The sequence below is a fragment of the Citrobacter sp. Cu096 genome (assembly GCF_030332285.1).
Lineage (GTDB): Bacteria > Pseudomonadota > Gammaproteobacteria > Enterobacterales > Enterobacteriaceae > Citrobacter > Citrobacter meridianamericanus.
Genome location: NZ_JAOWID010000030.1, coordinates 124052 through 139912, shown reverse-complemented (window position 1 = coordinate 139912; position 15861 = coordinate 124052). Strand labels below are relative to the sequence as shown.

Here is a 15861-nt window from a genome sequence, read left to right as displayed (position 1 = left end):
ATTGGCCGAAAATTTGTAAAGAAATATAAATACCGGTATTAGTCCATGAGATGCGACGACTGCAAATAATTCAGTAATAGCACCGTTTTACCGTCACGGATCTCACCCGTTTTAATCATTTCCAGCGCCTGTGTAAACGGCAGCTCCAGAACCTCGATATCTTCATCCTCCACACCGCCGCCCGCGTTTGCCCGCTGGTTGTCGCTGTATTGGGCGATGAAAAAGTGGATTATCTCCGTCACGCCCCCCGGCGACATGTACAGTTCGAACAGCTTACGCACTTCACCTACTTCAAAACCGGTCTCTTCAATGGCCTCTTTGCGAATGCACGCCTCCGGTTCGTCGTTATCCAGAAGCCCGGCGCAGGCTTCAATCAGGTGACCATCTTCGTTACCATTGACCCAGGTAGCAACGCGAAACTGGCGAATTAACACCACCGTTTTCTTCTCCGGGTTATACAGCAGGATAGTGGCACCGTTGCCGCGATCGTAAACCTCGCGTTTATGACGAATCACCTCACCGTTGCTACGGGTCAGATCATAGGTGATGTTGCGCAGGATGAAGTAGTTATCGGAAAGGACTTTGTCTTTGATGAGGGTGATTTTTTGCGACATACCGGCTCCACGACGAAAAGTGAGAAATAATACTACGCCGTGAAACCGGGTTTGTCTTGAGCTCAGGCTAGTGAGATTTGGCTGATTTTACGCCCAGCCAGTCAACGATCCCCTGTGCAGCATGTCGCCCTTCCGCCATCGCCGTCACCACCAGATCCGCACCGCGAACCGCATCGCCACCGGCAAAGATTTTCGGGTTACTGGTTTGATAACGGTATGCGCTTTCAACATCGGCGGCAATGCGCCCCCAGCTATCGACCTTAACACCATGCTTCTCAAGCCACGGCATACCGTGCGGATGAAAACCAAACGCCATAATCACCGCATCTGCGGGCATAACAAATTCACTCCCGGCGATGGGGACCGGGCGACGCCGCCCCTGTGCATCAGGCTCGCCAAGCTGGGTACGTAAGAAACGCACGCCGCTGACGCGACCGTCGGCATGCAATACCAGCTCCACCGGCTGGACGTTAAATTCAAAGAATGCCCCCTCTTCCCGGGCATTCTTCACCTCTTTTTTCGAACCCGGCATGTTGGCTTCATCACGACGATAGGCGCAGGTCACCTGGCTTGCACCGTGGCGCAGCGCGGTACGTACACAGTCCATGGCCGTATCGCCTCCGCCGAGAACAACCACGTTCAACCCGGCGGTGTCGATAAACGGCTCTTCAGGCAACTCATCCAGCCCCATCACCTGTTTGGTGTTGGCAATCAGGAATGGCAGTGCGTCATACACGCCAGGCGCGTCTTCATTCGGCAGATCCGCCTTCATCGAGCGATAAGTCCCGACCCCCACAAACACGGCATCGTAATCCTCGAGTAACGTGGCCAGCGTAACGTCCTTGCCGACCTCACAATTCAGTTCGAAATGAATACCCATGGCGCTGAAGATTTCGCGGCGGCGCGTCAGCAGCGATTTGTCCAGTTTGAAGGCCGGAATACCGAACGTCAGCAAACCGCCGATTTCAGGGTGGCGATCGTACACGGTGGTGTTGATACCGCTGCGCGCCAACACATCTGCGCAGGCCAGCCCCGCAGGGCCCGCACCGATGATGGCAACACGCTTGTCCACTTTCTGCACGTGGCTTATGTCTGGTCGCCATCCTTTGCTCAACGCCCGATCGGAGATGTAACGCTCAATATTACCGATAGTCACCGCGCCATGCTCGTTACGTACGGTACAGGCGCCTTCACAGAGCCGATCCTGCGGGCACACGCGCCCTGTCACTTCCGGTAAGCAGTTGGTCTGGTGAGAAAGTTCAACCGCCGCGTCGATGTTCCCGGCTTTGACCAGCTCAATCCACTGCGGAATATGGTTATGCAACGGACAAGTCCATTCGCAAATACTGTGGTCGCCGCACTTCAGGCAGCGGGACGCTTCCCGCTCCGCCTGTACTGTGCGAAACGGCAGATAGATCTCTTCAAAACTTGTTTTACGCGCTTCAATCGGTAGTTTATCCGGTTCGCCACGCGCAGGCGTAGCCTGCATTTGCTCACGTTTGGTAATGACATGTGGAACAAAATCGGTAGCGCTGGCATGCCAGGGCTGGCTTTCCAGACTGGCGGTACGCAACCTGCGCGCTTTTGACAGACCGGTCAGCGAATTCTCCGTCACCAGCTGTAACGCCTGCGCCGGACAGTTTTCTACGCAGGCGGGTCCCTGTTCACGCTCCTGACACAAATCGCATTTGTGCGCGGTCGCTTTGACCTTTCCTTTAGCGACGGGCGTGAGTACGATCTGCATGGTGCCGAAAGGACAGGCCACAACGCACGATTTACAGCCAATACACTTTTGCGGGTTAACCTGGACGCTGTCATTTTCATGGCTGATTGCCCCGTTCGGGCAACTTCGGGCGCAGGGCGCATCTTCACAGTGATGGCAGGTTACCGCACTGCGCTGCTTCTGATGCTTGATGACGGTAATTCGGGGCTGAAAATGCCGTTGGCTCAGGACATGCTGCTCGCCGTTGTGAGCCATGACGCAGGCGACCTCACAGGCATGGCATCCCAGGCACTGCTGGCTATTGACCATAACAAAACGATTCATGGCTTCCTTCTTTTTTGGTTGCAAAAACCTTATTCTTTATATGAGTGTTGTTATTAACCGACACGGAAGGAAGCGGCAATGTTCATTTGCCCAGGAAGCGCAACTATTTATCCAGAACCTGTGGCAGATCAATTTATTTCATCGCATATGAAATTGTGTTTCAGTTACTATTCAGTTTCATGGCGTTTTTATTAACATTTATCAAATACACCGCATCGTTCAGGCTGTTTTAAGGCGCGACGTGTATTGTGTGGGGATGCACAAGTGACGGTAAAGCGTCCGGTCTCGGCCAGTCTGGCTAAAGCTTTTTTCTACATCGTGTTGCTGTCGATTCTCTCAACGGGTATTGCGCTGCTCACGCTGACCAGCAGCTTACGGGATGCTGAAGCCATCAACGTTGCGGGCTCATTGCGCATGCAAAGTTACCGTCTGGGTTACGATCTGCAAAGCCAAAGCCCGCAGCTCAACGCTCACCGCCAGCTTTTCCAGCAGGCGTTAAACTCACCCGCATTACAAAATCTGAACGCATGGTATGTTCCGCAAGCGGTAAAAAGCCGCTATGGGCATCTGCACGCCAACTGGCTGGAAATGAACGCCCGTCTGATCGATGGCGATTTAAAATGGTACCAGGCCAATATCAATAGCTATGTCGATCAAATCGATCTCTTCGTGCTGGCGCTGCAGCATTATGCCGAACGCAAAGTGATGTTAGTTTTCGGTATTTCACTGGCAGGCGGAATCGGCATATTCACTCTCGTCTTCTTTACCTTGCGGCGCATTCGCCAGCAGGTGGTACGCCCACTCAATAAGCTGGTGATGGCCAGCCAGCACATTGAACACGGTCAGTTTGATATCCCGTCGCTGGATACCGGTTTGCCCAACGAACTGGGGTTGCTGGGCAAGACCTTTAGCCAGATGTCGAGTGAGTTACATAAGCTTTACCGCTCACTGGAAGCCTCCGTTGCGGAGAAAACGCACGATCTCCACGAAGCTAATCGTCGCCTGGAAGTGCTGTATCAGTGTTCTCAGGCGCTGAATACCAGCCAGATTGACGTGTACTGCTTCCGCCACATTTTACAGATTGTCCGTGAGCATGACGCCGCGTATTTCCTGGAACTGACCGTCGGCGATAACTGGCGTATCAGCGAAGGGACGAAAAGCCCCGATCTCCCGATGCAGATCCTGCCGGTCACGATGCAGGAGACCGTTTATGGTGAACTGCACTGGCAAAGCCCAAACGTGAATGCTTCCATCCCGCTGCTCAACAGCGTTTCCTCAATGCTGGGACGCGGGTTGTACTTCAATCAGGCGCAAAAACATTTTCAGCAGCTGTTGTTAATGGAGGAGCGGGCGACGATTGCGCGCGAGCTGCACGACTCGCTGGCGCAGGTGCTCTCTTATTTACGCATTCAGCTCACGTTGCTGAAGCGCTCGATCCCGGAAGATAACGCCCCGGCGCAAAGTATTATGGCCGATTTTTCTCAGGCGCTGAACGATGCCTATCGTCAGTTACGCGAACTGCTCACCACCTTCCGCCTGACCTTACAGCAGGCCGATCTGCCCTCAGCATTACATGAAATGCTGGAGACGCTGCAAAATCAGACCTCGGCTAAACTGACGCTCGATTGCCGACTACCTACGTTGGCGCTGGACGCGCAAATGCAGGTGCATCTGCTGCAGATCATCCGTGAAGCGGTGCTGAACGCGATTAAGCATGCCAGCGCCACCGAAATTGCCGTCAGTTGTGTCACCGCGCCGGATGGCAACCACACGGTTTATATACGCGATAACGGCATCGGCATAGGTGAACCGCACGAGCCTTCGGGACACTACGGGTTAAATATTATGCGTGAGCGGGCAGAAAGGCTGAGCGGCACGTTGACCTTCTCACAACCCTCTGGCGGGGGAACGCTGGTGAGCATCAGTTTTCGTTCGGCAGAATCCGACGGTGGACTAACGTAAAAAAATGAACAGCGTCGTCGGGCCTGACGGCGTTGGCACGAAAGGTACGCCGTAAACGGGCATGATAATTTACATTATCTTCTTTTTTTCTCCACGTTTGACCCGTACCTTGCCGCTAAAGTGAAGCAAGTCATACCTATAACGATACGCAGAAACACGAGGTCCCCTTTTAATGGCGAATTTTTTCATCGATCGCCCCATTTTTGCCTGGGTGTTAGCTATCCTGTTGTGCCTGACAGGAGCCCTGGCTATTTTTTCGCTGCCCGTTGAGCAATATCCCGATCTGGCGCCCCCCAACGTGCGGATTACCGCGAACTATCCAGGTGCCTCTGCGCAAACGCTGGAAAATACCGTAACCCAGGTTATCGAGCAGAACATGACCGGCCTCGACAATCTGATGTACATGTCGTCACAAAGCAGCGGGACAGGCCAGGCGTCAGTTACGCTGAGCTTCGTCGCCGGAACCGATCCTGATGAGGCCGTCCAGCAGGTGCAAAACCAGTTGCAATCGGCAATGCGTAAGCTGCCGCAGGCGGTACAGGATCAGGGGGTCACGGTACGAAAAACCGGGGACACCAATATTCTGACCATCGCCTTCGTCTCCACCGATGGCTCAATGGATAAGCAGGATATCGCCGACTACGTCGCCAGTAATATTCAGGACCCGCTCAGCCGCATCAACGGCGTGGGCGATATAGACGCCTACGGCTCACAATATTCCATGCGGATCTGGCTCGACCCAGCCAAGCTAAACAGCTTCCAGATGACTGCCAAAGATGTGACCAACGCTATCGAGTCACAAAATGCGCAGATTGCCGTCGGACAACTTGGCGGCACGCCTTCGGTGGACAAGCAGGCGCTAAATGCGACGATCAACGCCCAGTCCCTGCTGCAAACGCCAGATGAATTCCGTGCGATTACACTTCGTGTCAACCAGGACGGATCTGAAGTTAAACTGGGTGACGTAGCAACAGTTGAAATGGGTGCAGAAAAGTATGACTACCTCAGCCGCTTTAACGGCAACCCGGCTTCTGGTCTGGGGGTGAAACTGGCCTCCGGGGCCAATGAAATGGCAACGGCAGAGCTGGTGCTTAACCGCCTTGACGAACTGTCACAGTATTTTCCGCACGGGCTGGAATACAAGGTGGCGTATGAAACCACCTCTTTTGTTAAAGCCTCAATTATCGACGTGGTGAAAACGCTGCTGGAAGCGATTGCGCTGGTATTTCTCGTGATGTACCTGTTCCTGCAAAACTTCCGTGCCACGCTTATACCGACCATCGCCGTTCCGGTAGTGTTAATGGGCACTTTCTCCGTGCTTTACGCCTTTGGCTACAGCGTTAACACCTTGACGATGTTTGCAATGGTGCTGGCGATCGGCCTGCTGGTCGATGACGCCATTGTGGTGGTGGAAAACGTCGAGCGTATTATGAGTGAGGAAGGACTCACGCCGCGTCAGGCAACGCGGAAATCGATGGGGCAAATTCAGGGCGCGCTGGTCGGCATTGCTATGGTACTGTCGGCGGTGTTCATCCCGATGGCCTTCTTTGGTGGTACTACCGGGGCTATTTACCGCCAGTTCTCGATTACCATCGTCTCCGCGATGGTGCTGTCCGTTCTGGTGGCGATGATCCTCACCCCCGCCCTGTGTGCCACCTTGCTCAAACCACTGCATAAGGGCGAACATCACGGACAAACGGGTTTCTTTGGCTGGTTTAACCGGATGTTTAATCGCAACGCCGAGCGCTACGAAAAAGGTGTCGCCAAAATTTTGCACCGTAGCCTGCGCTGGATCCTGATCTACGGCCTGCTGCTCGGCGGCATGGTCTTCCTGTTCCTGCGTCTGCCCACCTCCTTCCTGCCGCTGGAAGATCGCGGCATGTTTACTACCTCGATACAGTTGCCCAGCGGCTCCACACAGCAGCAAACGTTGAAAGTGGTTGAGGAAGTAGAGAAGTATTACTTCACCCATGAGAAAGACAACATTATGTCGGTCTTTTCCACGGTTGGTTCCGGCCCGGGCGGGAACGGTCAAAACGTAGCGCGTATGTTTGTCCGTTTAAAAGACTGGGATGAGCGCGACGCCATCACCGGAACCTCTTTCGCCATTATCGAACGTGCGACCAAAGCCTTTAATAAGATTAAAGAGGCCCGCGTCTTCGCCAGCAGTCCTCCGGCGATTAGCGGCCTCGGAAGCTCTGCCGGTTTCGATATGGAGCTGCAGGATCACGCTGGTGCCGGTCATGACGCGTTAATGGCCGCACGCGACAAGTTGATTGAACTGGCCGGGAAAGACGCGTCCCTGACCCGCGTTCGTCACAACGGTCTGGACGACAGCCCGCAGCTGCAAATTGATATCGATCAGCGCAAAGCCCAGGCGTTGGGCGTTTCCATTGACGATATCAACGACACAATGCAAACAGCCTGGGGCTCCAGTTACGTTAATGACTTCATGGACCGGGGCCGCGTGAAGAAGGTCTACGTGCAGGCGGCGGCAAAATATCGCATGCTCCCGGACGACATCAACCTATGGTACGTACGCAACAATAGCGGCGGCATGGTGCCTTTCTCGGCCTTTGCCACATCACGTTGGGAAACCGGTTCACCGCGTCTGGAACGCTATAACGGCTACTCCGCCGTCGAGATCGTCGGTGAAGCCGCGCCCGGCGTCAGCACCGGTACAGCGATGGACATCATGGAATCGCTGGTCCATCAGTTACCAACCGGATTCGGCCTCGAATGGACGGCAATGTCCTATCAGGAACGACTGTCGGGCTCTCAGGCTCCAGCCCTGTACGCTATTTCTCTGTTGGTGGTATTCCTGTGTCTGGCTGCCCTGTACGAAAGCTGGTCGGTTCCCTTCTCCGTCATGCTGGTTGTGCCTCTGGGGGTAATTGGCGCGCTACTCGCCACCTGGATGCGCGGCCTGGAAAACGATGTGTACTTTCAGGTCGGGTTACTCACCGTTATCGGGCTTTCGGCAAAGAATGCGATATTGATTGTTGAATTCGCCAATGAGATGAACGAGAAAGGACACGATCTGCTCGACGCCACGCTGCATGCCTGCCGCCAGCGCTTGCGTCCAATTCTGATGACGTCGCTGGCGTTTATCTTCGGAGTCTTGCCGATGACCATTAGCAGCGGCGCAGGTTCCGGCGGCCAACATGCGGTGGGGACTGGCGTAATGGGTGGGATGATTTCAGCCACGATCCTGGCGATTTACTTCGTGCCCCTGTTCTTTGTACTGGTGCGCAGACGCTTCCCGTTGAAACCGCGCCCGGAATAATCGGACACAAAAAAGGCGACTTACGTTGAGTCGCCTTTTTTTATCCCTTGCAGGATATGAATTTCTTCCAGAAAATTATTTACGAAGCATCACTTCGATAAAGTCTTTCCAGTTCCCCAGTTCACGTTCAATCATAACAACCTCTCTTATTATTATGAGCATTCTACAAAAACATCATCATCAAAAGAAGATCATTTAACCGATGGTTGTGATTACATCCTCCCGTGTTTGGGGTTATGTATTCACTATGCGCCATACCCATAAATTTTATGTGACTTAATGCAATATTTTGAAATATTCATACACTATCTACTACTTTGCCAATTCTGATGGAAAAACAGACTGATGCAAACAGATAAATTCTGAATTGTGGTTCAGTACAGATTATTGGAACTTTCAGGAATTATTATTAACCATTGCTCAACAATGTTATATTTTTCTATAACGCCTGAATGACAATATGTATTATCTGCATTCATCAGCACAAGAATAGATATTCAAAATTAGTTAATAAGGATTCAAATGATCACCCTCTACGGTATTAAGAATTGCGACACAATTAAAAAAGCCAGACGCTGGCTGGAAGAAAATGAGGTCGACTACCGCTTTCATGATTATCGCGTCGATGGTCTGGACAACGCGCTATTACACACTTTTATCAGCGAGTTAGGTTGGGAGGCACTGCTCAATACCCGTGGCACGACCTGGCGTAAACTGGATGAATCCACTCGCAGTCAAATCATCGATGCGGCTTCCGCCGCCGAGTTGATGATTGAAATGCCAGCAATTATCAAACGCCCATTGCTCTGCGCGCCGGGTAAGCCTATGCTGCTTGGTTTCAGTGAATCCAGTTATACTCTGTTTTTTAATGAGGTGTAATCTATGTCGTGCCCGGTTATTGAGCTGACACAGCAGCTTATTCGCCGTCCTTCTCTGAGCCCGGATGATGCCGGGTGCCAGGCGTTAATGATTGAACGTCTGCGCGCGGTAGGTTTTACCGTTGAGCGTATGGATTTTGGTGACACACAGAATTTTTGGGCATGGCGCGGTACAGGTGAAACCCTGGCGTTTGCCGGTCATACTGACGTAGTGCCTGCCGGCGATGTCGATCGCTGGATCAATCCGCCGTTCGAGCCGACCATTCGCGATGGCATGTTATTCGGGCGTGGCGCTGCCGATATGAAAGGCTCACTGGCGGCAATGGTCGTGGCCGCAGAGCGTTTTGTCGCCCAGCATCCAAACCATCAGGGTCGTCTGGCGTTTTTGATAACTTCAGACGAAGAAGCCAGCGCCAAAAACGGCACCGTGAAGGTGGTTGAAGCGCTAATGGCACGTAACGAACGACTGGATTATTGCCTGGTCGGCGAACCGTCCAGCACGGAAATCGTTGGCGACGTGGTGAAGAATGGACGTCGAGGTTCACTGACCTGCAACCTGACCATTCACGGCGTGCAAGGCCACGTAGCCTACCCTCATCTGGCCGATAACCCGGTACACCGCGCAGCACCAATGCTCAACGAACTGGTGGCGATTGAGTGGGACCAGGGGAACGAATTTTTCCCGGCGACCAGCATGCAGATTGCCAATATTCAGGCAGGCACCGGCAGCAACAACGTTATCCCCGGCGAACTGTTTATTCAGTTCAACTTCCGTTTCAGCACAGAACTGACCGATGAAATGATTAAAGCACGGGTTCACGCGCTGCTGGAAAAACATCAGCTGCGTTATACCGTCGACTGGTGGCTTTCCGGTCAGCCGTTCCTGACCGAACGCGGTAAACTGGTGGATGCAGTAGTGAACGCTATTGAGCACTATAATGAGATTAAACCGCAGTTACTGACTACAGGCGGGACGTCCGACGGGCGCTTTATTGCCCGCATGGGGGCACAGGTAGTCGAACTTGGGCCGGTCAACGCCACTATTCATAAAATAAATGAATGTGTTAATGCCGCCGACCTGCAACTGCTTGCCCGTATGTATCAACGTATCATGGAGCAACTCGTCGCCTGATGAGTACTCCCGCAAGAGGAAAAATGCATGGACTGGCTAGCTAAATATTGGTGGATTTTAGTGTTAGTGTTTCTGGTAGGCGTGCTGCTTAACGTGATTAAAGATCTCAAGCGCGTCGATCCAAAGAAATATCTCGCCAACAAGCCGGAGCTTCCCCCGCATCGCGACTTTAACGATAAATGGGACGACGATGACGATTGGCCGAACAAGGATCAACCGAAAAAATAAACCAACACAGGCCGGAGGAGACTTCATATCGCCATCCGGCCTACGGATTAAATCATCTCAATCACATCATCATCATGAGGCTTACCGCCGCTCAGCGCTTCATCAAAGTAATGCTTCGGTACGGTAAAACGCAGATGATCGAGTGCAAACTGCATGCTGTGTTCATCAATGGCATGCCCCAGGTTTTCGACGATATCCAGTGTCACATCTCCACCCGCAGCAATTAATGCCTCTTGCGCAGCAACGGCGTGAGATAACTCAATCACCCGATCTTCACCGCCGTGAATCAAATGCACCGTCGTCGCGGTGGTTGCCGTCTCTGGCAAAGTAGCATAGCGACCATTGAAGGCAATGACCCGCGACGCCAGCCCCGGCTCGGCTTTGATGCTCTCAAGCGACATAATCGAACCCTGAGAAAAACCAATCAGCGCGGTAGCCTGCGGTGAAACGCCGCTTTGCTTCTGCCAGTAACGAACAGTTTCGATAAATACCGGCATAATCGCGTCAATACGCGCCTGGCGGTTATCTTCCGTTACGCCCTGTACCGAAAACCACTGACGTCCGGAAGTCGTACCGTAAGGCTCTGCCCCGCCAATACTGACAATTAGCGCATCCGGAAACAGCGGCGCAAACCAGGAGCCAATTTCGCCCATGGCAACCGGGTTATCGCCGACGCCATGAAACAGCAGCAATAGCTGTTGAGCGGGTTTATCGGGACTTTGAACAACAAAATGGTCATGTTTCATGGCGATCTCCTTAACTGATGAGAATCATTCTACGCCGCTTAACCGCAATGACCATGCCAGGAAATTGAAGATGTTAGTGAAAAAATTGCCATTGCATAATGCGATTATGTAGCCGCTGTGCACGCTCAGCATCCAGCTGATTTAAGGCCTGTGCCGCTTCAGCGCGCTGAACGACCAGCAGCGCTTTACGGCCTGAGACCTTCAGCTGTTGGCACAATTCGCCGTCGCTGCGTTGAGCCTGTATACGTCCGCGCAATGCCGGAAGGGGTAACTCGCTGTGCTCAAGCAGACGACTCAGACAGCCCAGTGATGTCAATAGTGGTCGATGCGCGAAGGCAAACCCAGCCAGCTCATCCCAGTCATCCTCATTAAGCGTAGTCTCTTTCAGCGGAGTAAGCGGGATGTGCTCATCGTTCCACTGCGCCAGGATTTCCGCATCCCGACGCAAACGCTGATGCTCTCGCCCGGCAAGGCGCCTGCCCGCTTCGCTGATGGGCAGCAACGCCATGGCGGTATAACAACCGCTGCTGGCTTCGCGATGGTTCCCCATCCGCACCAGCACAAAACCACAGCGCTGCCAGAAACCCCATAGTTCAGCCGTATAACCAAAACTGACGGACAGATAGTCACACTGCGTGCAATAGTGCCGGGCCTGCATAATCAGCTGTTGCCCAATACCTTCTCTTTGGCGCGCAGGATGAACCGCGATTCGACTGACCCGCCGCCCGACAAGCGTCGCCGCTAAGGGGTCACTACCGTGCGCCGCCAGCGACTGCGCAACCAGATTGCCTCTGGGTCTGCGATATCCGGCCCAGACGGCCTGGCTTAATTCTGCGGATAATCCCCCTTCATCGACCAGCCAGACGGCTCCCGCCACCGAATCAGCAGCCGAAGCCTGCAGAAAATGCTGCCCCGGCGCGTCCATCATGCGTCGCAGGTCCAGCGGTGAGGTACGATAATGCGCCCCGGAAAGCAGCTGATATACCGCCAGCGGCAGCGCCGGTTGAAAACGCCATGATTGCTGCTCAAATGTCGAGTAGTGCAACTCCCCCGATGGAACATGCGTGAAGTTATCATCGTCAAACACCAGTGCATCGCTGACGATTTTCTCCAGGGGGCATCCCTGCGCCCAGCGCACGGGCTGCTGCAACTCATAGCGTCGCAGATTGGGAAAGCGGGCGCAGAATTTGAGCAAAAAGCCCCTGCCGGTCCCCTCGTAGCCCTGTACCGTAGTGGTTAACAGCGTTCGGGGAAAACGCGCCACCAGTTGCTGCAGCAGCGGCGCGGGGATCGCAGCAGCTTCATCCACGATCAGCCAGTCTGCGCGTGCTGTACTGCTTAACAGCGCATCTGGTGCCATAAAGTGATAACGCTCTGCGGCAAATTGCGCCAGCACATCTGTTGCTGCTTTCGCGGGCGCGGTAACGATCGCCGTCCCGTTTATGCGTGATATCAGCTGTCCTGCCAGCGCGGACTTACCCCGACCACGCGCAGCTGTGATGGCCACCACGCCGGAAGACATATCCAACAAGTGCGTTAAAATCATCGCCTGTTCAGGCTGTGGTTCACCGGTTGCCGCGTGCCAGTCGACACGAGCAGGAAAGTGCGGACACAAAGCGGGCTGATGTTGCTGCCAATGCAGAGCCTGCCCGTCACGGGAAATCACTCTTTTGAGGTGTTCAATAAAGTGCGGTGTTGGGACGGGTTCTGCGCAGTCGCTCCAGCGCAGTGAGTCCGCATCAGGATGCGTGTGCCAGGTATGCCACGGTGGAGTCAGCAACACCAGCCAGCTCCCGGCGATCAGCGTACCGCTTAAGGCGGCAAATGCTGCAGCGTCAAATCCCTGCCCGGCGTCGAAAACAGCATGACGAAACTCACGCCCCAGTAACGTTTGCAGCGCCTGTGGCGTACAGTTTGGTTCAGCAGGGGCATTCGCCCCTACCCACAACCAGTCGCCGGGTAATATGTCGCGTAGCGATAACGCCTGCCCCTGACACCAGTTTTCCTCGCCACTGATAATCAGCAGACGACGGATCCCCTCACGAGCCATCTGTTCGGTTAACGCGCTCAGCGCTGTGTTATCAGACATCCCTGCCCCAGTATCTTAAATGCCTTTACCAAACGTATTACATTGTCCCGGATCGCCGCTGTCAAAGCCGCGCTTAAACCAGGTAAAACGCTGTTCGGAAGTACCGTGGGTAAAGCTGTCCGGCACTACGCGCCCTTGCCCTTGCTGCTGCAGGCGATCGTCGCCAATGGCCTGAGCGGCGTTCAGCGCCTCTTCCAGGTCGCCGGACTCCAGCACGCCCTGCTGCTGCATGCTGTGGCCCCAGACGCCAGCAAAGCAGTCCGCCTGCAATTCCATACGTACGGAAAGACGGTTCACCTCAGCTTGTGAGGCGTTCTGCTGCATCTGGCGAACTTTCGGTTCAATACCAAGCAGTTTCTGTACGTGGTGGCCCACTTCATGCGCGATAACATAGCCCTGGGCAAAATCACCATCGGCGCCCAGCTTGTTTTTCATATCGTCATAGAATGAGAGGTCAATATACACCGTACCATCCGCCGGGCAATAAAATGGCCCCATTACGGACTGGCCCGCGCCACAACCGGTCCGAGTCGCTCCGCGATACATGACCAGCTTTGGCTGTTGGTAGGTCCGCCCCATTTTTTCAAACTGCTGCCCCCAGGTATCTTCCGTGGTGGCCAGAATCACCGAGGTGAATTTTGCCGCTTCATCATCATTGGGACTGATGGAGTGTGAAGATTGCTGTTGGGATACAGGTTGGCCGGTCATTAATCCGGTAAGATCCACGCCATAATAACCTGCGACAAGCACCACAATCAGCAGGATGATACCGCCTTTACCACTGGGTAAACGAAAACCTGGTCCGCCCATAGAGGGGCCGCCGCCAGAGCTGTTTCGTCTGTCTTCCACATTGTCACTTTCACGACGCCCTTGCCAGCGCATAATCACCTCAACTTTTTTATTCATTATGATGATGATCGTAGGCGGTTCGGAACAGGATTACCATAAGAAACAGTAATCAAAATCGGCGGGATTGATGAGCCGGAGAGCGATCGCCGGCTCAGGGGAGGATTAGTCTAACTTCACACCCAGACGATGCGCGACGGCTTCATAGGCTTCGATCAGGCCGCCAAGGCTCTGGCGGAAGCGATCTTTGTCCATTTTATCCAGCGTTTCTTTGTCCCACAGACGGCTACCGTCCGGTGAGAATTCATCGCCCAGGACCACTTCGCCTTTATACAAACCAAACTCAAGTTTGAAGTCGACCAGAATCAGACCTGCATCATCAAACATCTTTTTCAGCACGTCGTTGGCTTTGTAGGTCAGCTCTTTCATACGTGCCAGATTCTCTTTGCTCACCCAACCAAAGGTTTCGCAATAGGAATCGTTAATCATTGGATCGTGCATAGCATCGTTTTTCAGGAACAGATCAAACAGCGGTGGATTCAGTTCAATACCTTCCTCAACGCCTAAACGCTTAACCAGTGAGCCTGCCGCGCGGTTACGTACCACACATTCAACCGGTACCATCTCCAGTTTTTTCACCAGACATTCGGTATCAGAAAGCAGTCGCTCCATCTGGGTAGGAATGCCCGCTTCTTGCAGTTTAGTCATAATGAAATGGTTGAACTTGTTGTTCACCATGCCTTTACGGTCAAACTGTTCAATGCGCGCGCCATCCCCTGCTGACGTATCATTGCGGAATTCGAGCACCAACAGGTCCGGGTTTTCCGTGCTGTATACGGTCTTCGCTTTACCACGATACAACTCAGCTTGCTTTTGCATCTTTATTACTCCTGGGTGTGAATTAACGATAAATATTGCGTTTTTCTGCCGACGCACACGTTTGCGTATCATATCAGAAAAAAAGGGCTGGATAACTCCAGCCCTTCATTTTTACTTACTGAACGCTGCCTGGAAGACTGCGACCAGCGCGTCGTTCTGGCTTTGCGTCAGGGTATGCCCCTTCGGATCGATAAACTGCAAGCTACTACGGTTGTCTAAATCACCGACCTGCAGTTTATAGTCGCCGGATACCAACCCCGGATCGCTTGCGCCCAGCTCCTGCCAGCTGCTATCAGACAGTGGTTTGTAGGTCACGGCGATGCTGCCCTGAGAACGGGTGCTGTCGGTCACTTTCATCCCCACTTTCTCAAGCGCTGCCGGCAGACGCTGCCACACCACGTTGAACGGTCCGCGTACCACCAGCATAGGTAAACCGGTGTCATCGGCGGCGCTCTGAACATCCATGGTGGCTGCAGAGCGGTTCTGCGCAGCATTCGCGGCGTCGTTGGCGTTCTTGTCCAGACCAGCAGAGATAACGTTCATCATCTCAGCGCTGTAACGCTGCATTGATGCCGCATCGGCAACGGGTTTGCCCGCCTGCTCAAGGTTAATCAGTTTCACCGTTACCGCTTGCTGATAGCCCTGCGGTTTAACCGAGATTTGATAACGCCCACGGTACTGCTCGTCTTCATCCAGACGGTTCCAGTCGACCCAGTCGGTGGTTAACGTCTGGCTGGCATCATCACGCTTGGCGATTGTGTAGTTTTTAGACTGAATGACACTCACAACCTGCGGCCACAGCGTGTTACCACGACCATTTTCAACCAGCAACGTTGAGGTATCGCCTGCGATTTGCGTGCGAGCACCGGTGACTAACGCTAACGGCTGAGCCGGTGGACGAATATCCAGTGCCTTACCCACGGCACCGCTGCCGTTGGTTACCGGGATATTATAATCACCCGACATCACCGGCAGAATCATTCCAGCTGGAGCATGAAGCTCAGCAAGCGGTGTGGCCTCCAGATAGGATTCATCACCGCTCACCTGGCGCTTATAACGCGAGTCAGAACTACAGGCCGCGAGCAACATAACAAGCGAAACACCCGCAACCTTGGCCAGGCGCGACTTTTGTACTGAGTAAGCCATCAAATCTC

At 53.6% G+C, this 15861-nt stretch carries 13 protein-coding genes; 5 read left to right on the top strand and 8 right to left on the bottom strand.

Annotation, left to right across the window (positions count from 1 at the left end; all coding sequences use genetic code 11):
• Window positions 1–38: 38 nt before the first annotated feature.
• Both nudK and aegA read right to left on the bottom strand, forming a co-directional pair.
• Window positions 39–614: a GDP-mannose pyrophosphatase NudK gene (nudK, locus tag OGX99_RS14970; protein WP_151217632.1), complete on the bottom strand. Its 576-nt coding sequence runs from the start codon at window positions 612–614 to the stop codon at window positions 39–41.
• Window positions 615–681: 67 nt separating this feature from the next.
• Complete coding sequence (aegA, locus tag OGX99_RS14965) at window positions 682–2661, bottom strand: formate-dependent uric acid utilization protein AegA (RefSeq protein ID WP_151224072.1); 1980 nt, start codon at window positions 2659–2661, stop codon at window positions 682–684.
• Window positions 2662–2925: 264 nt separating this feature from the next.
• On the opposite strand from aegA, the gene narQ reads away from it, so the two are divergent.
• Together narQ and acrD are read left to right on the top strand one after the other, a co-directional pair.
• Window positions 2926–4623, top strand: a complete 1698-nt coding sequence (narQ, locus tag OGX99_RS14960; RefSeq protein WP_151217634.1) for a nitrate/nitrite two-component system sensor histidine kinase NarQ — start codon at window positions 2926–2928, stop codon at window positions 4621–4623.
• A 172-nt stretch (window positions 4624–4795) separates the two neighbouring features.
• Window positions 4796–7909 (top strand): multidrug efflux RND transporter permease AcrD, encoded by a 3114-nt coding sequence (gene acrD / locus OGX99_RS14955; RefSeq protein WP_151217635.1) that lies wholly within the window; start codon window positions 4796–4798, stop codon window positions 7907–7909.
• 75 nt (window positions 7910–7984) lie between these two features.
• Here the strand turns inward: acrD and ypfM are convergent, their stop codons facing one another.
• Entirely contained in the window at window positions 7985–8044 is a 60-nt protein-coding gene (gene ypfM, locus OGX99_RS14950; RefSeq protein WP_001386977.1) for a protein YpfM, read from the bottom strand.
• 387 nt (window positions 8045–8431) lie between these two features.
• On the opposite strand from ypfM, the gene OGX99_RS14945 reads away from it, so the two are divergent.
• From OGX99_RS14945 to OGX99_RS14935, 3 genes are read left to right on the top strand one after another with little or no spacing between them, the layout of a single operon-like run.
• Window positions 8432–8788, top strand: a complete 357-nt coding sequence (locus tag OGX99_RS14945) for an ArsC family reductase (RefSeq protein WP_286544077.1) — start codon at window positions 8432–8434, stop codon at window positions 8786–8788.
• Window positions 8789–8791: 3 nt separating this feature from the next.
• Window positions 8792–9919 carry a succinyl-diaminopimelate desuccinylase gene (dapE, locus tag OGX99_RS14940; RefSeq protein WP_005121892.1) on the top strand — a complete coding sequence of 376 codons (1128 nt, stop codon included), beginning with the start codon at window positions 8792–8794 and terminating at the stop codon, window positions 9917–9919.
• A 27-nt stretch (window positions 9920–9946) separates the two neighbouring features.
• Window positions 9947–10147 (top strand): membrane protein, encoded by a 201-nt coding sequence (locus OGX99_RS14935; RefSeq protein WP_003037974.1) that lies wholly within the window; start codon window positions 9947–9949, stop codon window positions 10145–10147.
• Window positions 10148–10194: 47 nt separating this feature from the next.
• Here the strand turns inward: OGX99_RS14935 and ypfH are convergent, their stop codons facing one another.
• The 5 genes from ypfH to bamC form a co-directional block, all read right to left on the bottom strand.
• Window positions 10195–10893, bottom strand: coding sequence for an esterase (ypfH, locus tag OGX99_RS14930; protein ID WP_187258616.1), 699 nt, complete (start codon window positions 10891–10893; stop codon window positions 10195–10197).
• Between the two features lie 73 nt (window positions 10894–10966).
• A complete protein-coding gene (locus OGX99_RS14925) occupies window positions 10967–12982 on the bottom strand; it encodes a tRNA(Met) cytidine acetyltransferase TmcA (RefSeq protein WP_286544072.1) in 2016 nt (671 codons plus the stop codon).
• A gap of 15 nt (window positions 12983–12997) precedes the next feature.
• Complete coding sequence (gene ypfJ, locus OGX99_RS14920; RefSeq protein WP_005121887.1) at window positions 12998–13864, bottom strand: KPN_02809 family neutral zinc metallopeptidase; 867 nt, start codon at window positions 13862–13864, stop codon at window positions 12998–13000.
• Between the two features lie 129 nt (window positions 13865–13993).
• Complete coding sequence (gene purC, locus OGX99_RS14915; RefSeq protein ID WP_003835086.1) at window positions 13994–14707, bottom strand: phosphoribosylaminoimidazolesuccinocarboxamide synthase; 714 nt, start codon at window positions 14705–14707, stop codon at window positions 13994–13996.
• A gap of 111 nt (window positions 14708–14818) precedes the next feature.
• Window positions 14819–15853 (bottom strand): outer membrane protein assembly factor BamC, encoded by a 1035-nt coding sequence (gene bamC / locus OGX99_RS14910; protein WP_151217639.1) that lies wholly within the window; start codon window positions 15851–15853, stop codon window positions 14819–14821.
• Window positions 15854–15861: the final 8 nt, after the last annotated feature.